At 60.5% G+C, this 25,179-nt stretch carries 15 protein-coding genes; 10 read left to right on the top strand and 5 right to left on the bottom strand.

Annotation, left to right across the window (positions count from 1 at the left end):
* Window positions 1-128 precede the first annotated feature (128 nt).
* Both RCJ00_RS05820 and RCJ00_RS05815 read right to left on the bottom strand, forming a co-directional pair.
* Complete coding sequence (locus RCJ00_RS05820) at window positions 129-2,963, bottom strand: beta-L-arabinofuranosidase domain-containing protein (RefSeq protein WP_316220822.1); 2,835 nt, start codon at window positions 2,961-2,963, stop codon at window positions 129-131.
* Window positions 2,964-3,005: 42 nt separating this feature from the next.
* Window positions 3,006-5,378: a beta-L-arabinofuranosidase domain-containing protein gene (locus tag RCJ00_RS05815; RefSeq protein ID WP_316220821.1), complete on the bottom strand. Its 2,373-nt coding sequence runs from the start codon at window positions 5,376-5,378 to the stop codon at window positions 3,006-3,008.
* Between the two features lie 403 nt (window positions 5,379-5,781).
* Between RCJ00_RS05815 and RCJ00_RS05810 the strand changes: the two genes are divergently transcribed.
* Window positions 5,782-8,556 carry a TonB-dependent receptor gene (locus RCJ00_RS05810; protein WP_316220820.1) on the top strand — a complete coding sequence of 925 codons (2,775 nt, stop codon included), beginning with the start codon at window positions 5,782-5,784 and terminating at the stop codon, window positions 8,554-8,556.
* 132 nt (window positions 8,557-8,688) lie between these two features.
* Here the strand turns inward: RCJ00_RS05810 and RCJ00_RS05805 are convergent, their stop codons facing one another.
* Both RCJ00_RS05805 and RCJ00_RS05800 read right to left on the bottom strand, forming a co-directional pair.
* Window positions 8,689-9,705, bottom strand: coding sequence for a cupin-like domain-containing protein (locus RCJ00_RS05805; protein WP_316220819.1), 1,017 nt, complete (start codon window positions 9,703-9,705; stop codon window positions 8,689-8,691).
* Window positions 9,706-9,722: 17 nt separating this feature from the next.
* Window positions 9,723-11,246 carry a tryptophan halogenase family protein gene (locus RCJ00_RS05800; RefSeq protein WP_316220818.1) on the bottom strand — a complete coding sequence of 508 codons (1,524 nt, stop codon included), beginning with the start codon at window positions 11,244-11,246 and terminating at the stop codon, window positions 9,723-9,725.
* Window positions 11,247-11,384: 138 nt separating this feature from the next.
* Here RCJ00_RS05800 and RCJ00_RS05795 point away from each other — a divergent pair, with 138 nt between their 5' ends.
* The 9 genes from RCJ00_RS05795 to RCJ00_RS05755 all read left to right on the top strand — a co-directional run bounded on the left by RCJ00_RS05795 (window position 11,385) and on the right by RCJ00_RS05755 (window position 23,808).
* Window positions 11,385-11,519 (top strand): hypothetical protein, encoded by a 135-nt coding sequence (locus RCJ00_RS05795; protein WP_316220817.1) that lies wholly within the window; start codon window positions 11,385-11,387, stop codon window positions 11,517-11,519.
* Between the two features lie 55 nt (window positions 11,520-11,574).
* The gene (locus RCJ00_RS05790; RefSeq protein WP_316220816.1) at window positions 11,575-13,893 is read left to right on the top strand and encodes a S9 family peptidase; all 2,319 of its coding nucleotides are present in this window, start codon (window positions 11,575-11,577) and stop codon (window positions 13,891-13,893) included.
* A gap of 8 nt (window positions 13,894-13,901) precedes the next feature.
* A complete protein-coding gene (locus RCJ00_RS05785; protein WP_316220815.1) occupies window positions 13,902-16,217 on the top strand; it encodes a family 43 glycosylhydrolase in 2,316 nt (771 codons plus the stop codon).
* Window positions 16,218-16,300: 83 nt separating this feature from the next.
* Complete coding sequence (locus RCJ00_RS05780; RefSeq protein ID WP_316220814.1) at window positions 16,301-17,338, top strand: Ldh family oxidoreductase; 1,038 nt, start codon at window positions 16,301-16,303, stop codon at window positions 17,336-17,338.
* Between the two features lie 211 nt (window positions 17,339-17,549).
* Window positions 17,550-18,779, top strand: a complete 1,230-nt coding sequence (locus RCJ00_RS05775; RefSeq protein ID WP_316220813.1) for a 3-methyl-2-oxobutanoate dehydrogenase (2-methylpropanoyl-transferring) subunit alpha — start codon at window positions 17,550-17,552, stop codon at window positions 18,777-18,779.
* 2 nt (window positions 18,780-18,781) lie between these two features.
* Complete coding sequence (locus RCJ00_RS05770; RefSeq protein ID WP_316220811.1) at window positions 18,782-19,825, top strand: alpha-ketoacid dehydrogenase subunit beta; 1,044 nt, start codon at window positions 18,782-18,784, stop codon at window positions 19,823-19,825.
* A gap of 98 nt (window positions 19,826-19,923) precedes the next feature.
* Entirely contained in the window at window positions 19,924-21,210 is a 1,287-nt protein-coding gene (locus RCJ00_RS05765; protein WP_316220810.1) for a dihydrolipoamide acetyltransferase family protein, read from the top strand.
* Window positions 21,207-22,592, top strand: a complete 1,386-nt coding sequence (gene lpdA / locus RCJ00_RS05760; RefSeq protein ID WP_316220808.1) for a dihydrolipoyl dehydrogenase — start codon at window positions 21,207-21,209, stop codon at window positions 22,590-22,592. Before RCJ00_RS05765 ends, lpdA begins: the two co-directional genes overlap by 4 nt.
* Window positions 22,593-22,665: 73 nt before the next feature.
* Window positions 22,666-23,808 carry an aminotransferase class I/II-fold pyridoxal phosphate-dependent enzyme gene (locus RCJ00_RS05755; RefSeq protein ID WP_316220807.1) on the top strand — a complete coding sequence of 381 codons (1,143 nt, stop codon included), beginning with the start codon at window positions 22,666-22,668 and terminating at the stop codon, window positions 23,806-23,808.
* On the opposite strand, the gene RCJ00_RS05750 is transcribed toward RCJ00_RS05755, so the two are convergent.
* Window positions 23,775-25,157 (bottom strand): phosphoesterase, encoded by a 1,383-nt coding sequence (locus RCJ00_RS05750; protein WP_316220806.1) that lies wholly within the window; start codon window positions 25,155-25,157, stop codon window positions 23,775-23,777. The two genes, RCJ00_RS05755 and RCJ00_RS05750, sit on opposite strands and share 34 nt — an antisense overlap.
* Window positions 25,158-25,179 lie beyond the last annotated feature (22 nt).

The following is a 25,179-nucleotide window of genomic DNA, read 5'->3' as shown; positions in this document are numbered from 1 at the left end:
ATCGGGGAGGGGCTGTTTGCAATGGCCACCGGGCCCCTCACCCGGTCGCCCTCGCAGCGCTCGGGTCCCGTCCTCTCCCCACATGTGGGGAGAGGGGGATTTGTGCTCAACGCGCTACAAATAGCGATTTAGGCCTTCTGGTCCCTGATCCAGACCTGGGACTGCAATCCGGTGAAATGCCGGCGCGGTCCCACTTCGGCCTGAGCGGCCTGAACCGTACCGGGGGCGTAATTGACATCACCCGCGCCGATTTCCGCCGCCGCGCCGATCCGGTTCATGCGGGCGAAGTTCGGGATGGCCAGCAGGGTTGATCCATCGGCCCATTTGCCGGTCAGGGCGACCACGCCCCCCAATAGATCCGGCCGCCATTCGGCTGTGATCGGGGTAGCGCTCAGCGGCTGTTCGATGCTCTTTTGGTCCGCCAGCTCGACATTATAGACCAGAGGGCCGTAACCCAGCGCCACCTTGCCGCGATCGGCTTCGATCTTCGGATCCGCGTGGATGCGTTGCGGCGCCATCGGCAGTTCCAGTTCGATGCGGTCGCCGGCTTTCCATTGACGGGTAACCACGGCGTAGCCGTTTTCGATCTTTGGCGTGATGACCTGGCCGTTCACCTTGAACACCTTGACGCCGCTGATCTTGGGGGCGGCGGTATACAGCGCGCTGGTGGTACGGTCCGGAATGCGGACGTTGACAGTGAAGGTCTTGCTTTCCTTGGGGTTAACGGTGATCGACACCGCGCCACTCCATGGATAATCGGTCTTTTGCACCATTTCGACATCGGTGCCGGCGACCTTTTCGACCATGATCTTGCTGCCGACGAACATGTTGACGTAAAGCCCGGCCTTGTCCTTCACGTAGGTCCAGGTCGGCAGCATCAACAGGGTGCGCGGGATGTTGGCAACACAGCAGGGACAGACGTGCCACAGGGTGCGCTCGGTATTGATCAGCGGATTGGTGTAGCAGAAGCTCTTGCCGTCCAGGTCCACGCTGCCCAGCAGGGCGTTATATAGGGTCTGCTCATACAGGTCGGCATATTTCGCGTCGTGATAGGCCAGGTTGAGCTTGTACTGGAAGAAGATCAGGCCGCAGCTGGAGCACGACTCGCAATAGGCGTTGTTGCGCAGGCTGTAGTCTGGACCGAAGCCTTCCGAGGTTTCGCCGCTGCCGATACCGCCGGTGACATAGTATTTGCGGTTGACCATATTGTCCCACAACGACATGACGGCGCTCTGGTAATCGACGTCACCCGTTTCCGCGGCGATGTCGGCCATGCCGGAATAGAAGTAGACGGCGCGGACGGCGTGGCCGACGGCCTCATACTGCTTGATCGGCGGCAGGTGGCTCTGGTCGTATTCCTGGCCGCCGCGACGCGATTCCAGCAGGAACCGCGCCAGGCGGATATAGTCATCGCCGCGGCCTTGGCCTTCTTCGTCATTGACGAAACGGCCGAAGCGCACGAGCGCCTGTTCCATTTCCTGGTGGCCATCGAACCATTCCTTCTTGCCCGGGCCGATATTGGCCACCCAGCAATCGGCCAATTTCTTGGCGGCGTTGTACAGGCGCAGGTCCTGTCCATTGGTCAGGGTGTAGTGGTTGATGGCCGATTCGATGAAATAGCCGGCGATATAGCCTTCGTGGTTGCCGCGATGATCCGGCGACCACCGTTCATCCCATTCGCCGGGCGCCGACAAGGTCTTGGCGGTTTGTAGATAGCCGTCGCTTTCCTGTGCCGCGAGAATGATCGGAATCCAGCGCTCAAGCGTGGCGTGCATCTTGGCCTGGGCGGCAATCATCTCGGTGTCACCCTGCGGATCGACCATCAGGGCGATACACATGGCCTCGACCGATTCGACGACCCAGGCGTTGGAGAAGACATAGCCCTTATGCGGCGCGTGCGGTTCGCCGCGGTTTGCCTTTCCGGCCTCGATGAAATTGTCGATGCCGCCATTGCCGATTTTCAGATCCGTGCGTTCGCAATAGTCGATGACGTGCGGAATCCAGTTGACGATCAGCGCCCTGGCGCGAGCATTCCATAGCGGGCTGTCGATGCTGTAGCGCTTGGTGTAGACGACATCCAGCCGCTCGGCCGGCGGTCCTGCCTGGGCATGGACGCGCAGTGTCGAGGTCGAAACCTTGCCGCCGGACTTCGCCGCCAGTTCGACTTCATAGATGCCGGGCGCGGAGAAGGTCGCCGTGGTATCGGCCTGGGCGGCGTCGGCGAAGGTCACGGTGCCGGGGCCGGACAGCTTGCGCCACAATACACCCGCGTCGGCCGTCGAGGTCAGCCAGTCGGCCTTGCCCATCAGATAGGTCTTGCCGCCCAGAATCACGGTCCGGTCGATCCCTGCCGCTACGGCCGGGGCGAAAGCCGGAATGACGCCGTCGCTCCATACCCGCCATTCCAATATGCCGGTTGAAAGTGTGCCGTCGGAGACGATTTCCAGGCGCAGCTTGTCCGTCTTCACCGCCGTGAAGGTGACGGCGTTGAAGGCGTCCTTTGCCACACCGTAACCGCGGGCGGCGGCCACCGGCACGAAGGCCTTTCCGTCCCAGTACAGCAGGCGCCACGCCTTGGGCGCGCCCACGCCCTGGCCGTCGATCCACCAATAGACCTCGACCTTGTTCGTGGTGACCGGCTGGCTCCAGTCGTACTGCACCCACTGGGTGTCGGTCTTGGGCCAGTTGCCGTACATGCCCTTTTCGGCGTCGGCGGAATTGGCCGGGGTATTACCGTCGTTCAGCGCGCCGACCTTGGTGTCGCCGGAATTATAGGAGGTGGATGGCGTCGCGACCTTGGCCAGGTTAACCGATGCGTCGGCAGCCATGGCTGCGCCTTGCCAGGCAGTGGTGGCGAAGGCGGCAGCACCAAGACCGCCCAGGAACCAGCGGCGATCAAGCCCGCAATCGCAAGGCGCGCCCGTGTCATGGGGCGTGCAGTGAAACTTGGATAGTCTGGGCATTGGCATCCTCCGGGAGAGTTTTTGTTTATGGTCGATGCGCCGTCAGGCGGGCGTTCCAGCGGGCGCGGCGGTGAACAGCAGAACGCCGAACACCATGGCGGTGGAGCGACCTTCGTGCGGCACCAGCTTGACGGTGACCGACGTTTTGCCTTGGGTCAGCGCCTCCGGCACCGGGTACTGCTCATCGAAGAATTCGCCGGGCTTGGGCGACTTGTGCGAGACAGTCGTCAGCGTCTGGCCGTCGATCAGGATGTCGAAATCGCATTTGTCGTCACCCCAATAGCTGGCCTGCATGACCAACGGGCCGGGCTTGACCTTCATGGTGAAGGACATGAAACCGCCGGATCGCGCGTCGCGGCCGTTGCGGCCACGATAGGTGCCGGGCCAAGATATCTCAGATTCCAGGTTGTGATCGCGTTCGGCCTGCATTTCGCCCAGGTGCATGACATCGACCGAGCGGGCGGCCAGATCGCGCTGGCGTTCCTGCTCAGCCAGGAAGGCGGTTTCCTCGATCTTCCAGTCGGCCTCGTTGAAGGCCTTGAAATATACGGCGCTGCGGCGTTCCCACTGGCTATAGAAGGGCACGAACTGCAATTGGCTGGGCCTGCCGATGCCGACCGTCTTGTAATGAGCCTTTTCCGCAGCGACAGGCGTGAAGCCGGCCAGCAGGTCATTGCCGACAAGGGCCGGGTCGGTCGCCTTGTAATCGTCTTCGACCGAGCCGAGGTCAGCCGCGAGAACCAGTGGGCCGCGCAATATGGCGACCACGCCCGGATTGTCGCCGGTCGGTTCGACACGCAGATCGAGCGGCAGCGACAGGGCGATACGATCGCCGGCTTGCCATACACGGTCGATGACGAGATAGCCTCCGTCGCGCGTGGCGTCTATGCGCTTGCCGTTCAGCGTCAAGGTCGCCGTCTTTGCCCAACCGGGGACGCGTAGCGCCACCTTGAAGCGGGAAGGGCGGCGCAGGCTGGTCAGGCTCAATCGCGCTTCGCCGTCGAAGGGGTAGCCGGTATCGAGACGCACGGCGGCGCCCTTGGCCGCCCATTTGGCGGTCGAGGGAATGTACAGATTGACGAGCAGGGTATCGGCCTTTTGCCAGTAGATCGACTCGGCGTGCTTGGCGTGGCTTTCCATGCCCGAGCCGTGGCAGCAGGTCCAATTATCGACCGGATCGGAGAAGCCGCGTGCCGCGCCCGTGAACAGCGGCGTCATATAGCTGAACATGCCGGTCTTCGGGTTTTGCTGGGCCAGGATATGATTGAAATGGGCGCGTTCGAAATAGTCGAAATAGCGCGCGTCGGGCGACCAACGATACAGATCGCGCGTCAACTTCATCATGTTATAGGTAGCGCAATGTTCGCACGTCGCTTCGGTGATGTGCTTCGATATGGTGTCGGCCGCGAAGAAGTATTCCCGGTCGCCATTGCCGCCGATGACATAGCTATGGTGTCCGGTGACACGCTCCCAGAAGAAGTCGGCAGCGGTGCGATAATCCGCCTCGCCCGTAATGTCATAAAGCCGGGCGACACCCAACACCTTAGGGATATTGGTGTTGGAATGGATATTGGCCAGCTTGTCTTCGCGTGCCACCATCGGGTCCATGACACGGTGGTGGTACAGGCGCTGCGACAGCTTCAGCCAGCGCGGGTCCTGGGTGCGTTGGTACAGCTCTGCAAAGCTGTCATTAATGCCGCCGTGTTCGCAATCGAGCACGGTCTGGACCTGTTGGTCGTTGAGCGCCGCAAAGACCTTGTCAATATAGATGCTAAGCCCGACGGCCACGGGAATGGCCTTGTCATAGCCGCACAGGGACTGGGCATCGAACAGGCCGCTATATAGCTTGTGCCAGTTGTAGAAGGGCACCCAGCAGCCATTGAGATCGAAGCCGGCGGACCGAATATCGCCCGCCATTATCTCCGGGAAGATTTCCTTGCCGTCGACGACCGTGCCGTCCTTGCGTTTGCGCAGGAAGCCGGCGACATAGCCGTCGCCCTGGGCGCCCTGAATCAGGGCCAGTTCATCGATGACGTAACCGGCGCGTTGCTTCAGTACCGGATTGCCGGTTTGTGCATACATCAGCGAGATCGCCGACAGGTAGTGCCCCAGGCTGTGGCCGGCGATGGTATCCTGTTCCCAGCCGCCATAGGCCTCGGCCTTGGGCTTAAGGCCGGCGCCCTTGCGGAAATTGTGCAGGAACCGGTCGGGATCGAGCGTAAGCAGATAGGTCTCATTGACATCCAGCGCCGTCTTGAACGGTGAGGGCAGGAGGCGGACGTCGCTAAGCGGCAAGGCGCTCACCGAAGCCGCAGGTTTCTGGCTGAAAGCGGCCGAGGCCGATACCGCGCTAAGGCCAGTGAAGGCGGCGCTGGCGTACAGAAACTGGCGGCGGGTATGCGCGGACAAGGACATAAGGGGCTCCATGTTGTCAGACAATTTGGTATACAATATACATAAAACTGGCAAGCTATAAGTCGGAGAATCCTAAAGTCCGTCGGGATTTATGCCGCCATTTCATGGGTGCATTGCCTTATTTGATCGCCAAAACACCTACGAAAAAATAAGTACAGCGCTTGTCTCGAAACCTATTAATTTTTAAGCTATTGTTATTATTGTGAATTTGTAGAGGGGCGTGCCCGTTCCATCGCACAAATGCGCCTATCTAGCGCCTGCAAATCTGTTGCGGAATGGCAACACTTAATTGTCATGTTATTGCGAATGCCGGTAGATGGCCGTATATCGTATAAAATATTTTGACGATTTTGCGAATTCATGCGCTGTTGGCTCATCGATTTATGGAACCCAGGGACTAAAAATGGTTAAGTCTACGAAGAGTAAAACCTCGCTTTACGCCGCGACCGGCTTGGTTGTCGCCATGATGTGCGCGCCTGCGTTGGCTCAGGAAACCACACCAGTCACAACCACGACCAAGGCAACGCCAGACAGCGACGTCGAGGCTGTCGTCATCGTCAAAGGGCTGCGCAAGAGCTTGAAGTCGGCGGTCGACCGCAAGCGCAATTCCAAGCAGATCGTCGATTCGATCGATGCCGAAGACGCCGGCAAGCTGCCGGACAATAACGTCGTCGAGGCTTTGGCGCACGTGACGGGTGTTCAAATCACCCGAGCGCGTGGCGAAGGTGAAAGCCTGATGATCCGCGGTCAGGCCGATGTTCAAACGACACTTAATGGTAGCCCAAACAACGCAGGGGTTGGTCGCGCGGCTTCGCTCAACGATATTCCCGCCGAACTGCTGAAATCCGTTCAGGTTTACAAGACCCGCACCGCCGATCAAGTTGAGGGCGGCATTGCCGGTACGGTCAACGTCGATTTGCGTCGCCCGCTAGATCTGAAGAAGGGATGGACCCTGGCGGGAAGCGTTCGCAATGTTTATGGCAGCATAGGAGACACCGAAAGCCCATATGCCAGCGCGCTCATTGCCAAGCGTTTCGATACGCCGATCGGCGAAATGGGTTTCCTGTTGAATATGTCCTATCAGGAAAACAATTATAACGAGCAGTATGTCCAGAGCGAAACGCCTCAAGTGTTCTGGGGCGCGCAACAGGCCAGCTTGCCCGCCAGCCGACAAAACGACACCTACGGCATCTATCGGTCCCAATATGGTGTTGAAAGCGGCAAGGTCCGCCGTCCGTCGTTCAATGCGTCCTATCAATGGCGCGTCAACGAACAACTCGACGTCGTTCTGGAAGCCTCTTCTTTCAGTTCCAAGGAAAACCGCTCCTACAGCGCTCTGAATACGCGCCTCAAAGATAGTCCGGGCGTGCTGTCCAATGTCGTGTACGGCCCGGACGGCAAGACCGTCTATTCACTTACCGAAACGGATCCGAATCCAAACGATCGTGACATTCTGCCGGTCGGTCCCACTTCGCGTGACGACTTCAACACGGCGGAAAACACCCGTGTGAACTTTGAGGTCCATTGGCACAACGATCGTGCCACCGTGAACGCGAGCGTCTATCGCGATGAGAATAACGCCAACAACCAGTGGATTACCCAGACGCTCCGCCTGAAAGGGCTGACCGGTTTCAATATAAATATGAATTCGGACAAGGTCGACGGCGGTGGACCGTTCGTTGAATATATCGGCGCAAGTCCGGCCAACATAAACGATTATACGGTAAAGGAATTTGAAGACGGCAAGGCTTTTGAAAGCAGCAAGGAAACCGTCTGGCAAGCTGATCTGACTTATCGTTTAAGCGATGATAAGTTCCTGCGGACTTTCCAGGCGGGCGTTCGTCATAGCGATCGCGATGCGGACCGCGCTTACGGCTATCGCTATGCGGGCTTCAACACACCTGTTGATCTGGCGAGCTTCCCCGGCGGCACTGGCTTCGAGTTGGTGAAAAGCGACACGGGCGGTTCCGACCAGCCAAGCTGGTATCGTATATCACGTGAAAGCCTGTTGCAAAATTATGATGCCATCCGCCAGTATTTATATACCCAACGCTCCTACCACGGTGGTTCCGGGGACTGGAACACGCAGGTCGTCGATACGGAACAACTGATCGGCAGCTTCTCGTCAAAGGAAAAGACGGCGGCTTTCTACGCACAGATCGCCTATGGTTTTAAGGCATGGGAGTTCCCGGTTGACGGCATCATCGGCGGACGTTCGGTTCGAACCTGGGGCAGCAGCACGACGATGAATCGTCGGAACCAACTCGTAAATGGTGTGTACGTAGAAACGCCCTACCTTGTTACCCAGAATGGCGACGGCACCGATTTCATGCCGAACGCCACCGCGACTGTCCACTTCACTCCAAAGTTGCAGTTGCGTCTGGCCTATACCGTTAACATTCAGCGCCCGAACTTCACTGACTCCAGCACGTTTGTCTTCTACGACACCCTGGGCTGCAATTGCGGTTGGGGCGGTAACCCGAACCTGCGCCCGAACAAGGAAACAAGCTATGATGCGTCGCTTGAATACTATTTCGGCCGTGGTGGCGTCTTGTCCGCTGCGACCTACGTCAAAAAGCCGGATGGGTTCATCATCTACGGTTACACGAATGAAGATTATAACGGCACGACGTACCGTATTAGCCGGCCCGTCAATGCGGCTGGCGGTGAGTTCCGCGGCTTCGAATTGAATGCCCAGGGCTTCTTCGACTTCCTGCCATCTCCTTGGAACAATCTGGGTGCGCAAGCAAACCTGACCTATAATACCAAGGCGGAGATTATATATCGCTTCTACAATGGTGAAGAGATCACTCAGGAACAAATCGACACGATTCCTGGTATTTTCGATGCGCCCAACAACTCCAAGACCACTTACAATCTGACCCTCTACTATGAAACGCCCAAGTTCAGTGCGCGTGTGGCGTATAACTACCGCGACACGTGGCGTGCGAACCTCGACGGTTATGCGGCGCTTGGCTACAGTACCTACTTTGAGCCGACATCTCGTCTCGACATGGCCATCAACTATACACCGGTCAAGTTCATGACCTTATCTCTGGAAGGGACGAACCTCTTGGAAGACAATTCGCATACCCACTATGGCGCGAACAATCTTCTGCCGGCCGGCGTTCGCGTTGCGGCGCGTACGGTCCAGCTGAGCGCGCGGTTTCGCTATTAAGGACGTATCCGAAAGGTGTAATGCACCTTTCGGATAGGCACCAAGCCAGTCGCCAAAAAATGACAACCCGCTGTGCATGCAGCGGGTTGTTTTATTGTGCAGAAAGTGAGGCGCGACGATTTACGCCGACTGTCAGAAGCGGTTTCCGCCACCCAGAAAGAAGCGTTTAAGCTGGGCCAGATTATACGAGGATATATTTTGCTCAAAGGCACCATGCACCGCAATGGGCAAGTGCGCCATGGGGGGGCCTTCGTTCTCGAAAACGAAGAATTCCATCATTTCCCGCCATGCTTTGCGCTGGGCGTCCGGCATGTTCTTGTAGGCCAAGGCTGCAATGTTCAGAGCCGCGATCGGATCGACAAGATCTGGACGTGCGTCGTTCCACCAGTAATTGACCAGCATATTGAGAGGGCCGGTCGTCTGGACGTGGTGCCACCAAAGCGGGGGAATGAACAACCCATCCCCAGGCGACAAGTTAGCAACAACCCGATCTGCAAGGGCTTCTGCGAAACGTGGAAAGCGGTCAAAATCGGGGTTTTCAAGCGAGGCCATGCTGATAGGGACGCCGGCAGGCGTCCGGTCGAGCGGCCCCGGATAGAGATTTGCCGTGTGATGGGGGGCAAATAGGGTAAAGACCTTCTCACCGGCGATATGGACCGCGATATTAGCCGTATAGTCAAAATGGGTCTGGGTGCGCAGGGTATTCCCGATCCATAACCGAGGGCGGATTTTTGCGTCCAGCAACGGCATGTTTAGGTCGGTCGCCATGGCGGGTGCGATGTCGTCAACCGGCTGCGCCTGAAGATAGACGGATTCGCTTTCCGTCTGTCCCATCATGGCAAGACACCAGCCCACGACAAAGGTCAGGGTGCGCTTATGGGTTTGGTAGTTCAGGCCAGTCAGGGTGTCGTTATAAAAAAATTGCCCGCGCTCTTCTTTCGGGCAGACGGACACATTGATCTGCACGCCAGTGTCAAAACGCCTTAGATAGTCCCCGAGTACTCGCGGCGATTCCCTTGCAGCCTGCACAGCGGGCCAGTTGGCGGCGATCCCTTTAAGAATCACCGGCTGCCCAGCGGTTCTGATCTCGGCATCGAATGTGGCGCGATCAATATTTTCAACAATGCGTGGTGTGACGTGGGGCAACATGTCGATCCTGTCTGGGGTTACGCTGACTGGACCTGAACCATCTGCGGCGATGCGCAGGTTCGGGTGATATAGGCCTCGTGGTCCGGCATGGCGTTGGCGAGACCGGCGCTGCCCTCTCTGACGCGATCCATGCGCCAGCGGAATTCGTCTTCCGGCATCAGATCGACGACAGGGTGATAGGACTTAGGCATCAACCCCTGTCCGGCGAGTACGGCGAACCAACTCGCTTCCTTGAACAACTCGGTCGGTTGAACCAAGGATTGATTATGCTGCGCAAAACTTTCCAGCCGGAATTGCAGACTGTCAGGAATATCCATATGCCGGCAATGCGCCCAGAAGGGCGTGTCTTCGCGCGTTGTCGTCTTGTAATGCGCGATCAAGAAGTCTTTCACGTCATCATAGGCGAACAGCATATCGCGATTGAAGCTGCCGCGCTGGCTGTCCGTAATGTTGTCGCGCGGGAAGTATTTGATCAGTTTCATGATCGCTTCCTGAACCAGATGGATCGATGTCGATTCCAATGGCTCAAGGAAGCCGCTGGCCAGGCCCATGGCGATCACATTGTGATTCCACTGCTTCTTGCGATGACCGGTCACGAAACGGATAACGCGCGGATCCGCCTGGGGCTGACCGTCTAGCCGTTGCATCAAATGGTCGGTAGCGGTGTCTTCCGACAGAAAGCTGTCGCAGAAGACATAGCCATTGCCCGTGCGATGCTGGAGCGGGATACGCCATTGCCAGCCGGCCTCGCGCGCTGTTGACGTGGTAAAAGGCGTAATGCCGCTGACCTTGTCACACGGTACGGCCACAGCGCGGTTACAGGGCAGCCAGCGCGACCAGTCTTCGTAGCCGCTTTTCAGGGTCTGTTCGATCAGCAGGCCACGGAAACCTGAGCAATCGATAAACAGATCGCCGGTGATCGTCTGGCCGTTTTCCAAGGTGAGCGACGTGATGTCGCCGCTATTCGGATCTTGAGTGACATGGGTGATCTTGCCTTCCCGGCGAATGACGTCGCGCGCTTCGCTGTAACGGCGGAGGAATTTGGCATATAAGGAGGCGTCGAAATGAAAGGCGTAATTGACGGCCGGCGCTCTGGGATTGATCTCGTGCATGCGGCTGAAACGATTCAGGCGCGCAGCCAGGGTTTGCGGATTAAACTGACCGAAATCGGCCGATCCGCCCGCCAGGTGATATCGCATCCAGTAGTGGGTGAAATTGACATTCATATCGACGCCGAAGACGCCGAACGGATGGAAATAATCGCTGCCCGGGGCCGACCAGTTCAGGAAGCGGATGCCCAGTTTGAAGGAGGCGTTGGTTTCTTTGACGAACAGGTTTTCGTCGATTTCCAGCATCCGGTTGAATTCCTGAATGGTGGGAATCGTCGCTTCACCGACGCCGACCGTCCCGATTTCGTCGGATTCGATCAGGGTGAGGCTATATTTTTGCGTGCCCAAAACCTTGGACAGGGCCGCTGCGGCCATCCATCCGGCGGTTCCGCCGCCCACGATCACGATGTTACGAATAATGCCAGCTGTCATAACGCCTCACGCCTAGGATCATTTAGAGTATGACGATGCATGTGGTGTGTCAATTCTACCGTATATCGTATAAAATATTTGACAGTCCGTACGAAATATGTCGGTTATGTCCGACAATAAGCGCTGGGGTGAGATGTGATGAATATATCCCAAATTCACGTCGCGGGCCTGATCGGCGCCGCCATGGATATCGCCGTGCCAGACGGTGCCAAAGCGCTGCATTTCGACATTACGAACGACATTGCGCGGATAATATCGGGGAGATCGCTGTGACGATTGCCCGCGACGCCGCATCCAATTAACAGACCCCCGCTTTCAAGAGTTGATCATGCGCCTTTTCCCCCTTGCCCTGACGGGCACCGTTTCTTTGCTTGTCCTGTCGCCGGCTGCCTTCGCCCAGGCAGCTCAGCCATCCATCACCGACCGGTATGTCATTGCCCAATCCTATCTGGCGGGCAAGACCACCGACCTGGTCACGGACCTCGACCTGCGGGCACGCTTTGTCGATGGCGGTAAGGCGGTCCTGTATCGCCACGGTGCAAAAGGGCAAGGCGCGATTTCGCTGGCCGACACGGCCACTGGCCAGGTGAGCGATTTGGTGACAGAGGCCGCACTGAAGCCGCTTTTGATACCGATCCTTGGCGATAAGGGGCCTTACGACGCGTGGCCGGAAGCCTATGACGCTGACACCCGCCGCCTGACCGTTTCGGTAGGTGGGCGCAAGCTGGTCTATGACGTGGCGGCGGCAACCGTCACCGCAGCGCCTTTTTCACCGCCGCTGGCTGTTGATGCCGGGGTGGTTTCGCCCGATGGCCTCTATAAGGTGATCCATAAGGGCTACGATCTGGCCCTGGTCGAAATCGCTACCGGCAAGACCGTGCCCCTGACCGCCGATGGCAGCTATGACCAGCGCTACGGCATGAACTATCCGATGTTTGCCGATATGGTGGAGGCCAACACCGAAACCCCGCCCATGCCGGTGAGCGTGCAATGGTCGCCGGATTCCAAACGCATCCTGACTTACCGCCTGGACCGTAACGGCAGCTATATCTGGCACGGCGTGCAACCCAACCCGCCGGGCAGCCAGCTCCCGCGCCACTTCGATTATGTGTATCCGACGGCTGGCGCCGCCCAGGTGCCGCAATTCGTGCCGGTCGTGCTCGATCCAGCCGCGGCTCTGGCGGGCAAGATTGCGCCTCTGGTGCTCAATGTGCCGACCAACCCGATGTTGTGGCCGGGTGATCCCAACATGGGCTGGGACAAGGATCATGTCCTTTATCAATGGACACGGCGCGGCTATGGCGAGATCAGCCAGTACGAAATCGACCCGGCGACCAATGTGGCAAGCGTGCGCACTCGCGAAGTCATCAAGCCTTTGGTCACGGTGACGTCGTCGTCCATCCGCCCGACACCGGAACTGTCCGGTGATCTGGTCATCTCTGAGCGGACTGGTTGGGCCCAGCTCTATTATGTGCCTAAGGGTACGGTGACGCGACCGGGCGAACTGACCCCCGGCAAGGCGGTGACCAAGGGAAATTGGGAAGTCACCGACATCCTGCGCGTCGATGACAAGGCGCGGACCTTGCTGATCACCGGCATTGGGCGCGAAGCAGGCGTGAACCCGTATTTCTCCAGCCTGTACAGTGTCACCCTGGACGGGGCGATCCGCAATCTGACGCCCGAACCGCTGGATCATGACGTGACGGTCGCCGATGACGGCAAGACCTTTATCGATCGCATGTCCAGCCCGACGACGCCGACCCGCACCCTGTTGCGCAGTGCAGCCGATGGCCGCATTGTCGCCGAACTGGGCCATGCCGATCCGTCCGCCTTGCTGGCCAGCGGCTTTACGCCGGCTGAACCGTTCCAGACCCTGGCCAACGACGGCAAGACCGTGCTGTATGGCATGATCTTCCGCCCCAAGAACTTCGATCCGTCGAAAAGCTATCCGGTGATCGAATATGTCTATACCGGGCCGACGACGCACGTCATCGCCGAATCCTATGGTCGTAATCTGCGCAATCCGGCGATTGGTATGGCTCAGATCGGCGCCATTGTCGTTGAGATAGATGCGCGCGGCACCTCTCAGCGCGGCCAGGCCTTCCGCTTGCCGGCCTATCAGAATCTCGGCGAAGTTGGGCTGGACGACCATATCTGGGTTCTGAAGGCGATGAAGGCGAAATACAGCTATTTCGATCTCGATCGGGTCGGCGTCTTCGGCCATTCGGCGGGGGGCTACGACGCCGCGCGCTTCATTCTTCGCCGTCCGGAGGTGTACAAGGTCGCGGTCGCCAATTCCGGCAATCAGGATCAGCGCCTGGACAAGGCGTGGTGGCCTGAAGTCTCCATGGGCGTGGCGGATGATGCCACTTGGGAGCGCAATTCGAATACCTCCGTTGCTGCCAACCTCAAGGGGCACCTGATGCTGACCCACGGGGATATTGACGACAATGTGCCGGTCGCCGCCACCTTGCGTCTCGACGCCGCCCTGGTCGCCGCCAACAAGCCGCATGAGCTGGTCATTTTCGCGAACCGTACGCACAATACAGTCGGGCCGTATTACTGGCGCAAACATATGGATTTCTTTACCCAATACCTGCTGGGGGAAACGCCGCCGGCCGCCGACGCCCAGTTCGATCAAAAGTGAGGGGCCTGATGAAAACGCATAGGACGTTTGGCGCGCTTGTCTCGGCTCTGACGCTATGTTGGGCGCTGTTCCTGGGCGCGTCCGTCGCCCAGGCCCAGACCGTGGCCCAGACTGTGGCCCAGACCCCGGGCACCTGGGAAACCGTTCATGCCAACGGCAATCCCATTCTGCCGGACGGGAAGGACTACACAACTGATCCAGCCCCCCTGGTTGCCAATGGTAAGCTGTACATCCTGACCGGCCGCGACACCGCCGATGTCGGTGTCAATGATTTCATCATGCCTGAATGGCAGATGCTGGAAAGCGACGATCCGGCCACGGGCGTATGGCGGCATAATCCGCATTTCATGCGGCCCGAAGACGTCTTTAAATGGGCGACACCGGCGCGTGCCTATGGCGCCCAGATCGTGCAGGGGCCAGATAAGCGCTATTACATGTATGCGCCGATCATCGAAAGGGACAGCCCGAACAAGGACCCCTTCGCCATCGGTGTCGCGGTGTCCGACAGGCCGGAAGGGCCGTGGACCGACGCGCATCCCTCCGGGCCGGTTGTGTCGCAATCCTATCCGGTCGCTAACACCATCCAGAACATCGACCCGACGGTCCTGGTTGATGATGACGGCCGCATATACCTCTACTGGGGCACGTTCGGACGCTTGAAGGGCGTCGAGCTGGAAAAGGACATGGTGACCTTCAAGGGGACGCCGGTGGACGTGACGGGCCTGACCGGCTTCTTCGAGGCCCCGTGGTTATTCAAACGGAACGGCACCTATTACATGATGTATGCCGGCAATAAGGCCGGTCCGGACTCGGAATGCACCGAAGCGGTCTATTATGCCTGCCAGGCCTACGGAACGGCACCGTCGCCGTTGGGGCCATGGACATATCGGGGCGTGTTGCTTGATCCGGTGTCCTCGACCACGTCCCATGGCGGTATCGTTCAGTTCAAGGGCAAGTGGTACATTGCCTACCACACTGCCGACGCCAAGGGCGGGGACCATTTCCGCCGTAGTGTTTCGCTCGATGAAGTGACCTGGGATGACAGTGTCACACCGGCGCGTATCGAAAAGGTCGAGCCGACCCGGTCGCCCGCGCCGGCGCCCGTGCCTCAGCGCAACATCGCGCCGGCGGCACGGATCGTTGCCTCCAATTCACCCGTGCCGGTGCAATACTGGATACGCGCCCTCAATGACGGCAAGGTGCACGCCAATCCGTTGCCGCCCGACACCTGGGGCACCTGGACGCCGAACAATCCGGCGCAGCAGTGGGTCGTTTATCAATGGGAAGCGCCGGTCAAGCTAAATGGCTCACGCATCCGCTTCTGGAACGATCAACCCGCTGGCTCCGGTGTCGGGGTCGCGCCGCCGAAGGCGTGGCACCTCGAATACTGGGATGAGCACAAATGGGTGCCGGTCAGCCACGCCACGGCCTACGGCACCTCGACCGAAGCGTTCAATGCGGTCAGCTTCGATACGGTCGAAACACGTTGCCTGCGGGCGGTCTTCGACGCCTCCAGTGATGGCAAGACCTACGCCGCCGTCGCCGCGCAGGAATGGGAAGCCCTCTATCCGAAGCCGGTACTGGTCGAAGCGGCCGACACCCGGCTTGCGGCATCGCCCGTCTGCACGGTGCAAACCGCCGATATATCGGACACGGCCACGGTGCCAACCGTGCGTGTGACGGTCGACAAGTCGGCAAATCTGCGCGAACTGGCCCAGCAGGCCGGCTATGACGGCCATACGCCGGCGGCCTACGATTTCGTCGTCCCCGGAAAGGCCGTCATCCTCGGTAAGCCGGGCGGCGGTCGCGGGATCGATACCGGCCAATGGCCGGGCGGCGTCAGCATAACCCTGACCATACAGGGCCATGTTTATGGCGGCGGTGGTAACGGCGGTCAGGGCGGTGACGTTCCCGGCGCGACGGACGGCGGCAAGGGCGGAGACGCCATCTATATTCAAACGCCCCTGACGCTGATCATCGATACGGGGGCAACCGTAAAGGCAGGCGGTGGCGGCGGTGCCGGTGCTCCGGGCGGTGGTAGCGGCGGCGGCGGCGGCTTCCCCAATGGTGACCGCGGCCAAGGCGGGGCGGCGACGGGCGAAGTCGCCTATGATAAGGCCTTCGGCAGTCCGGGCGCGCCCGGTACGCCGGGGGGCGGAGGACGGGGCGGACAACGTGGCAATCCCGGCGGGAAGGGGGGCGATGCCGGTATGGCGGGCGAATCTACCTCACGTATCGGTGGGCCCGCGGGTAATGCCATCGTCACCAACGGATACAAGGTGAAATTCACCCGGCGCGGCGATGTATATGGTCAGGTGTTTTAGCCCCCTGGGCCTTTCTATGCGTCCATGTTCCGGCCAGGGTTTGTCGCCCCGGTCATCTGTTTTTATATTACGGTAGGCTTTCCATGTCCGATATACAGGCTGAAACTCAGGCAGATACGCAATCGCTTTCCCTGCCCGACGCGTTCGATCTCAGCATCCGCATCCTGACCGCAAACGGCTTTTCGGCCGATCACGCCGCGGCCATCGCGCGCACCATCTGCGCCGGCCAGCGCGACGAATGCCATTCGCACGGCCTGTATCGGCTTCTGGTCTGCGTTCACACGGCGCGGGCAGGTAAGGTGTCGTGCGACGCAGCTCCGGTGGTCGTGGACGCCGCGCCGGGCCTCGTCCGGGCCGATGCGCAGGGCGCCTATTCTTTGCTGGCCTTTGAAACCGGACGGCCCTTGCTGGTCGAAAAGGCGCGCCAGACAGGCATTGCGGCCCTGGCCATCAATCACTGCTACCATTTTTCGGCCCTGTGGCCTGAGCTCGAATCCATCGTCGCTGAGGGGCTGGTGGCCCTGGCCCTGACACCGAGCCACAGCTGGGTTGCGCCCTATGGTGGCACCAAGGGGGTGTTCGGCACCAATCCGCTGGCCTTCGCCTGGCCGCGGCCGGGCCAGGACCCGTTTGTGTTCGACTTTGCCACCAGTGCGGCGGCGCGCGGCGAAATCGAACTGCATCGCCGGGCCGGAAAGCCTATTCCCCTTGGCTGGGCGGTCGATGCGGACGGCGAGTCCACGACCGATGCGCAACGCGCCATGGATGGTGCCATGCTGACCTTTGGCGGGCACAAGGGTTCGGCTCTATCGGCCATGATCGAGCTGATGGCGGGGCCGCTGATCGGCGACCTGCTCAGCCTCGAATCGATGGCTTTCGACGCAGGTGCCAAATCGACGCCCTATCACGGTGAGCTGATCATCGCTATCGACCCGAACATCTTCATGGGCGGCAATGTGGCGCACCATCAGGCCCGCGCCGAAGCCCTGTTCGATGCCATAGTGGGGCAGGGCGCGCGCCTGCCGTCGCAACGGCGGTATGCGGCGCGGCGGCGCACGGCGGAACGCGGCGAGGTGACGATCCCGAAGGCGCTTTACCAGGATTTGCTGGCCTTGCTGTAGTGCCGCGGCAAAGACAGGTTTTAGGGCATAATATTGCTGGTTATGAGAGTGCGACTGTAAGGTTGCACCCTTTTTTTGTATCATACTCTCAATTTTTTGCTTTCTATAGCCGATAAGGCAAAAATCATTTCGCAGTTTTCATGTTTCATGAGAAACTACTGCCTGAGCGACGTGTCACAGAATGCGCGCCATATAAAACAGGTAGGAAACGATGCTGAATATTCCCAAGCTGCAACTGCATGTGCCGGAACCGCCGGCGCGTCCCGGTGATCCGGTCTCCTTCGATCATGTCGATATTCCCGCCGCGGGCGCGGTGCGCCGTCCTGATACCGCCGCGCGCGAAGACAGCATGCGCGACCTGCCATACACCCTGATCCGTGTGCTTGACGACGCGGGGCGAGCGGTCGGCCCCTGGGACCCGAAGCTGGACCCCGCCGTCCTGCTGAAAGGGTTGCGCGCCATGCTGATGACGCGCCTGTTCGACGATCGCATGTTCCGCGCCCATCGTCAGGGCAAGACCAGCTTCTACATGAAATCGACCGGCGAAGAAGCCATTGGCGCGGCCCAGTCCCTGGTGCTCGGCGCCGGCGACATGAGCTTTCCAACCTATCGCATGTCGGCCTGGTTGATGGCGCGCGACTATCCGCTGCTCGACATGGTCAACCAGATATTTTCCAACGCCGACGATCCGCTGCACGGCAAGCAGTTGCCTATCCTGACCTCGGCGCGCGACTACGGCTTCTATTCCATCTCCGGAAATCTGGGCAGCCGCTTCGGCCATGCCGTCGGCTGGGCCATGGCTTCGGCGTATAAGGGCGATGACAAGATCGCCATCGGCTATGTCGGCGACGGCACCACGGCCGAAGGCGGCGTCCACGAAGCCATGACCTTTGCCTCGGTCTACCGCGCCCCCGCCATCCTGTGCATCACCAATAACCAGTGGGCCATTTCCAGCTATTCGGGTTTTGCCGGGGCGGAAGCGACTACCTTTGCGGCACGCGCCATCGCCTACGGCCTGCCGGGCCTGCGCGTAGACGGCAATGACTTTCTCGCGGTGTGGGCAGCGACGCAATGGGCCGCCGATCGGGCGCGGACCAATCACGGCACGACGGTTATCGAGCTGTTCACCTATCGCGCCGAAGGCCATTCGACCAGTGACGACCCGACCAAGTACCGTCCCGCCGACGAGGCCAGCCACTGGCCGCTCGGCGATCCGATCGCGCGCCTGAAACAGCACCTCATCGCCATAGGCGAATGGGATGAGGCGCGGCACGACGCCCTTGTCGCCGAACTGACCGAAACCATTCGCGTGGCCGTAAAGGCCGGGGAGGCCGTCGGCACGCTTGGCAAATCCAAGCCCGATGTCCGCCACATGTTCGAAGGCATCTTTAAGGAACCGGACTGGCGTCATATTGAGCAACGCAACGAGATGGGGATCTGATCATGGCGCTCGACACAGGTAATACCGTCTCCGTCAGGACGATGAACATGATCCAGGCGCTCAACAGCGCGCTCGATGTCACCCTGGCCCATGATCCCGACACGCTGATCTTTGGTGAGGATGTCGGCTATTTCGGTGGCGTGTTTCGCGTCACCGACAAGCTACAGGAAAAATACGGCCTGACCCGTTGCTTCGATACGCCGATTTCGGAAGGCGGGATCATCGCCACCGCCATCGGCATGGGGGCATATGGTTTGCGTCCCGTCGTCGAAATTCAGTTCGCCGATTATATTCTGCCGGCCTATGACCAGCTTGTTTCCGAAGCGGCGCGTCTGCGTTACCGTTCTAACGGCCAGTTCTGGGCGCCGATCACGGTGCGTTCGCCCTATGGCGGCGGCATATTCGGCGGCCAGACCCATAGCCAGAGCCCGGAAGCCATCTTCGCCCATATCACCGGGCTGAAAACCGTCATTCCCTCCAACCCGTATGACGCCAAGGGGCTTTTGATCGCGGCCATAGAATGCGACGATCCGGTTATCTTTCTGGAGCCCAAGCGCCTGTACAACGGTCCGTTCGAAGGCCGCCCCGACGGGCAGGTCAAGACCTGGGCGGGGCATCCGATGGCCGAAGTGCCCGAAGGCCGCTACACCGTGCCCCTGGGCAAGGCCGCGACCGTGCGCGAAGGCGGTGATGTCACCGTGCTGGCCTATGGCACCATGGTCCATGTCGCCCTGTCCGCCATCGAAGAAACCGGGATCGATGCCGAACTGATCGACCTGCGCTCCATTGTGCCGCTCGATATCGACGCCATTGTCGCCTCGGTCAAAAAGACGGGGCGGTGTCTGATCGTCCATGAGGCGTCGAAATATGCCGGGTTCGGCGGCGAGTTATCGGCTTTGGTGCAGGAACGCTGCTTCTATCATCTGAAAAGCGCGGTGCGTCGCGTCGGGGGTTGGGATACCCCCTATCCGCATGCCTTTGAATGGGATTATTTCCCCGGGCCGTCCCGTATCGTTCCGGCCCTTCGCGCCTGCCTGGAGGACTAAAGCAACAGTCTGATGTCATCAGACCGCCGCTTTAGATTTTTTCTGTGTCGCACTTTTTAACCGAAAAGTGCGACACACTTTTCGGAAAGTGCTTAGATATGGGACTGTTTCAATTCCACATGCCCGACATTGGCGAAGGTATAGCCGAGGCGGAAATCGCCGCCTGGCACGTCAAGCCGGGTGATGCTATCGCCGAAGATGCCGCCCTGTGCGACGTCATGACCGATAAGGCGACGGTCGATATGACCTCGCCGGTGTCGGGCGTTGTGAAGGCGACTTTCGGTGAACCGGGCGGAGTCGTGGCCGTCGGTTCGGTCCTGGTTGAAATCGAGGTTGAAGGCGCTGGCAATGCTCAGTCGGCCGCACCCATCGCCGCTCAACCAGACCCGAAACCCACCCAACCCCCTGCGCCTTCGGCGGCTCCTGTGGCCCCCCCGTCACAGGCGCAAACCCAGGCAAGCCCGCCGGCCTTTACGACGCGCCCCGAAGGCGAGGCGCCTTTGGCTGCGCCGGCAACGCGCCACCGCGCCCACGAACTGGGCATTCCGCTGCAATATGTGCCGGGCACCGGTCCCGGCGGGCGTATAACGTCTGAAGACCTGGAGGCCTACATTGCCCATGGCGGCGCGCGCCCGTCCGACCGGGCCCAGACTCGGCGCACCGGCGTCACGGAAACGAAGATTATTGGCCTGAGGCGCAAGATCGCCGAAAAGATGCAGGAGGCGAAACGCCGCATTCCGCATTTTTCCTATGTCGAGGAATTCGACCTGACCGAACTGGAAGCGCTGCGCCGCGACCTCAATGACGACCGCACGGACCCCGCCCAGCCCAAGCTGACCCTGCTGCCCTTCTTCATGCGCGCCATGGCCGTATTGCAGCCGGAGTTCCCGACCCTCAACGCGCGCTATGACGATGTGGCGGGCGTGTTGCACAGCTATGACGGCGTTCATATCGGCATCGCCACGCAAACGCCCGGCGGCCTGATGGTGCCCGTCGTCCGCCACGTTGAAGCGCTGAGCGTATGGGACTGCGCCCGCGAAGTGGCGCGCGTGACGGCGGCGGCCCGCGATGGCACCGCCACACGTGAGGAGCTGTCCGGTTCGACCATAACCCTGACCAGCCTGGGCACGCTTGGTGGCATTGCCGCGACGCCTGTCATCAACGCCCCCGAAGTCGCCATCATCGGGCCGAACAAGCTGGTTGACCGGCCGGTGGTGCGCAATGGCCAGATCGTCATCCGCACCCTGATGAACCTGTCCAGCTCCTTTGACCATCGCATTGTCGATGGCCATATGGCGGCAAGCTATGTCCAGCGCCTGAAACGCCTGATCGAGCGGCCAGCCCTGTTGTTTGTGACGCCATTCGCGTCCGGGGAGCGGTCATGAGTGACACGCAAAAGGTCGGGGTTCTTGTCCTCGGCGGCGGTCCCGGCGGCTATGTTGCCGCCATCCGCTGCGGTCAGCTGGGTCTAGATACGGTCCTTGTCGAAGCGGATCGCCTGGGCGGCACCTGCCTGATCCGCGGGTGCATACCGTCAAAGGCGATGATCCATGCCGCCGCCACCTATGAGACGATGACGCAGGCCGCATCGGTTGGGGCGTACGGCATCCGGCTTAAATCGGCCCCCGAACTGAACATGGCCGAGACCGTGCGCTGGAAGGATGGCATTGTCGATCGCCTTAACGGCGGCGTCGCTGCCTTGCTGAAGCGGGCCAAGGTGCGGGTGATTTCCGGGTACGGACGATTTTCCAACGCGCGCACCTGTCACGTCACGACGGCGGATGGCGAGATCGTCATCGAGGCGGATCATGTCATTCTGGCCACCGGTTCCGTGCCGGTCGAACTACCGTTCCTGCCGTTCGGGGGCAAGGTCATCTCCTCGACCGAAGCGCTGGCCCTGACCGAGGTGCCGGCGCGGCTGGTGGTGGTTGGTGCGGGCTATATCGGCCTGGAATTGGGGATCGCCTATGCCAAGATGGGCGCGCAGGTGACGGTGGTCGAAGCGATGGACCGCATCCTGCCGCTCTATGACGCCAAGCTGGTTGAGCCGGTGCGTAAGTGGTTGAATGCGCATGGCGTGACCCTGCATCTCGAAGCCAAGGCCCTGGGAGCGGAAGGCGAGGGACTGGCGATTGAGACCAAAGCGGGTGAGCGCCTGATTCTCCCGGCCGACCAGATTCTAGTCACGGTCGGGCGCAGACCGGCGATCACGGGTTGGGGACTGGAAGAGATGGCCGTGGCCATGGACGGCCGGTTCGTTCGGGTAGATGACCGCTGCGCGACTTCCAGCCACAATGTCTGGGCCATAGGCGATCTCGTCGGCGAACCCATGCTGGCGCACAAGGCGTCGGCCCAGGGCGAAATGGTCGCCGAAATCATCGCGGGAAAACGCCGCCGCTTTGATCCGGTTGCCGTTCCCGCTGTCTGCTTTACTGAACCGGAAATCGTAAGTGTCGGTGCCGGGCCGGATACGCCCGATACCGTGACGGGTGTGTTCCTCTTTGCCGCCAATGGCCGTGCGCTGTCGATGGATGCCGGTGAGGAGGGCGGATTTGTGCGCGTCATCGCCCGGGCCGACACACACCGCATCCTGGGGGTTCAGGCGGTCGGACGCCATATTTCGGAACTGGTCTCGACCTTCACCATGGCTATCGAAACGGGACTGGTCCTCGAAGACGTTGCGGGCATTATCCATGCCCACCCGACACTCGGTGAGGCCTTCCATGAGGCGTCGTTGAAGGCGCTGGGGCACGCTATTCATATCTGACAGCGAAGGGTGAGCGGTTGCGCCGGTTCATTTTTCGCTGGAGGCCGGCTCGCGTCTGGCCTAATCAGGCGGGATGCACAGTGACATCGCTCCCTTTCACGCCATCGATATCAGCCGGCTGGCGCACAGCCTGAAAGCCGAGGGGCGTTCGATCATCCATATGGAGTTCGGCCAGCCGTCGACCGGCGCGCCGCAGGCCGCCATCGCCGAGGCGCATCGCGTGCTCGACAGCGACGGCCTGGGCTATTGGGAAAGCCCGGAGCTGAAACAGCGTTTGGCGAGGCATTACCTCGACAGCTATGGCGTCGTCGCCGCGCCCGAGCAGTTTATCCTGACCTGTGGCGCGTCGCCCGCGCTGCTGCTGGCGCTGATCTCCAGCTTTTCGCCGGGGCAGCGCATCGCCCTGGCGCGGCCGGGCTATGTCGCTTACCGAAATACGCTGAAAGCCCTGAGCCTGGAGCCGGTGGAAATCGCCTGTGACAGCGCCATGCGGTTTCAACTGACCGCCGAAGCGCTGGCGGCGCTCGATCCCGCACCGGATGGCGTAATCATCGCCAGTCCGGCCAACCCGACCGGCACCCTCATCGAACCCGAAGAACTGGCTGCCATCGCGCAGGTTTGCCGCGAGCGTCATATCCGCATCGTCTCCGACGAAATCTATCATGGCCTAAGCTATGTCGCACCCGCCCGGTCCATGCTCGAATTTGCGCCGGACGCCCTGGTCGTCAACAGTTTCTCGAAATATTTCAGTATGGTGGGGTGGCGGCTCGGCTGGTTGCTGGTGCCGGAAAGTCATGTCCATCGCGCCCGCGCCTTTGCCGGCAACCTGTTCTTGACGGCGCCGTCTCTGAGCCAGCACGCGGGTCTGAAAGCCCTGGACAGCCGCGATGAACTGGATGGCCATGTCGCGGTCTACCGCCGTAACCGCGCGCTTTTGCTGGCCGCCTTACCTGCCTTTGGGCTGACGACCATCGCGCCGCCTGACGGCGCCTTCTACATCTATGCTAGCATCGCGCACCTGACTGAGGACAGCCTGGCCTTCTGCAAGACCCTGTTACTGGAAACCGGTGTGGCCACCGCGCCGGGGGTCGATTTCGATCCCGTCGATGGGCACCGCTTCATTCGGCTCAGCTTCGCCGTTTCGACGCCGGAAATCGAAGAGGCGATCCGCCGGCTGACCGTCTATTTCAGTTCGATAAATACCGGGTTGGAATAGACCCACAGGTCGGGCCACGGGTTTTCGCCGACCGGGTCCGGCAAGGGCTCCGCTTCATCTGTCGAGGTGCCGCGCAGGCGGATATAGGCGGGTTTGTCGGCTGTAAAGCGGTAGCTCAAGGTGATGATTTCGCCGTCGCGGGTCCAGTCGGCGGCGGTGAAGCGCTTAACGACGCGGGCGGAGGGCTGCGTGTCGGCATCGGGCGCGGCTTTGCCCGTTACGTTGCCCATGATCAGGTCGATGCGCTTCACCGCCGGATGATCGCCATGGGCATTGGCGCCAGCGGGATCGCGCAGGCGGATCTTGATCGTCACGGTGTGGCCTGACTTGACGTGCGCTGTGCCGCCGATAGAGGCGCCCGCCACATCCATGTCCAGTTCGCTGACCAGATCTCCGGTGGTGACGAAGACGCGGCCCTTGCGCAGGCCGTCGAGGATATCTTCAGGCGTATGTCGCGCCAGGACGTAGGTTTTGGCATACTGGCCGGGCCAAAAATCTTCGCCGCCATCGGCGATGTTGCGGTGCGAATCCGACGACGCTGTGATCCAGAAATGCCGCCCTTCGCCGAGCAAGCTGTCCCACACGCCGCCAACCGTTGCCGTCATGGCGTCAAAGCCGCCGAAGGTCGGGGATTTTTCATAGTAGCCGCGGGCCCGCAGGGTCTGGGGCATGACACCCGGCTTCAAGGAAGCGCCCTGATGGCCCGGCGCGCCTTCCATGCCGACGGCGATATCGGGCGCCGTATCGTTCCAGGCGCGTAACTCGGCCGGGGTGTGGCCGTGGTAGTCGCGCACACCCAGGGCGGAGCGCGAGGGATGGTTGGCGATGATCACAGGCCGGTCCGTCATCACGGTCATTTCGCGCAGCATTTGCAGCATTTTCGCCGTGGTGTCGCGGGCGGGATCTTCGACCTCGTCCTTGGCGTAGGCACTTTCAAAGTGGCGCAGGCCATCGCGTTCGCCACTGTCCAGCGGCATGATCAGGCTGGAATGATCGCCGCCGGGCGTGTCCAGCTCCATGCCGTAGAATTGAATGACTTCGGGGACGTCCCGTCGCGCCGCCAGCAGTTCCGGATAGGCTTGTTCGGCGCGTTGAACCGACAGGCCTGGGCCGCCGTGATCGACGGCGACCATCCAGCTCAGGCCGTAGCGGCGCGCTTCCTCGGCATTGCGCACCATGGGGTAGATGCCATCCGTGCCCAGGACGTATTTTCCGTCCTTGAACCGTCCGGAATAGCGGCTGTGGACGTGGTGATCGCCGGCCTGCCAGGTGCGGGTTTCAGTCATGGCCGCGTTCGTTGCGCCTGCCGTTGTAAGGGCAAGCAGGGCCAGGCAGAGACGGTAGGGCATGGACACTCCGGTATCTTTTGCC

The organism is Asticcacaulis aquihabitans, from assembly GCF_032490435.1.
Classification (GTDB): Bacteria; Pseudomonadota; Alphaproteobacteria; order Caulobacterales; family Caulobacteraceae; genus Asticcacaulis.
The sequence above is the reverse complement of the archived record's forward strand: the minus strand, read 5'-3'. Positions and strand labels throughout refer to the sequence as shown.

Coding starts and splice junctions, on each gene's coding strand:
- RCJ00_RS05820 (WP_316220822.1), bottom strand. CDS start 2,963: ATGCCCAGACTATCCAAGTTTCACTGCACGCCCCATGACACGGGCGCG.
- RCJ00_RS05815 (WP_316220821.1), bottom strand. CDS start 5,378: ATGTCCTTGTCCGCGCATACCCGCCGCCAGTTTCTGTACGCCAGCGCC.
- RCJ00_RS05810 (WP_316220820.1), top strand. CDS start 5,782: ATGGTTAAGTCTACGAAGAGTAAAACCTCGCTTTACGCCGCGACCGGC.
- RCJ00_RS05805 (WP_316220819.1), bottom strand. CDS start 9,705: ATGTTGCCCCACGTCACACCACGCATTGTTGAAAATATTGATCGCGCC.
- RCJ00_RS05800 (WP_316220818.1), bottom strand. CDS start 11,246: ATGACAGCTGGCATTATTCGTAACATCGTGATCGTGGGCGGCGGAACC.
- RCJ00_RS05795 (WP_316220817.1), top strand. CDS start 11,385: ATGAATATATCCCAAATTCACGTCGCGGGCCTGATCGGCGCCGCCATG.
- RCJ00_RS05790 (WP_316220816.1), top strand. CDS start 11,575: ATGCGCCTTTTCCCCCTTGCCCTGACGGGCACCGTTTCTTTGCTTGTC.
- RCJ00_RS05785 (WP_316220815.1), top strand. CDS start 13,902: ATGAAAACGCATAGGACGTTTGGCGCGCTTGTCTCGGCTCTGACGCTA.
- RCJ00_RS05780 (WP_316220814.1), top strand. CDS start 16,301: ATGTCCGATATACAGGCTGAAACTCAGGCAGATACGCAATCGCTTTCC.
- RCJ00_RS05775 (WP_316220813.1), top strand. CDS start 17,550: ATGCTGAATATTCCCAAGCTGCAACTGCATGTGCCGGAACCGCCGGCG.
- RCJ00_RS05770 (WP_316220811.1), top strand. CDS start 18,782: ATGGCGCTCGACACAGGTAATACCGTCTCCGTCAGGACGATGAACATG.
- RCJ00_RS05765 (WP_316220810.1), top strand. CDS start 19,924: ATGGGACTGTTTCAATTCCACATGCCCGACATTGGCGAAGGTATAGCC.
- lpdA (WP_316220808.1), top strand. CDS start 21,207: ATGAGTGACACGCAAAAGGTCGGGGTTCTTGTCCTCGGCGGCGGTCCC.
- RCJ00_RS05755 (WP_316220807.1), top strand. CDS start 22,666: ATGCACAGTGACATCGCTCCCTTTCACGCCATCGATATCAGCCGGCTG.
- RCJ00_RS05750 (WP_316220806.1), bottom strand. CDS start 25,157: ATGCCCTACCGTCTCTGCCTGGCCCTGCTTGCCCTTACAACGGCAGGC.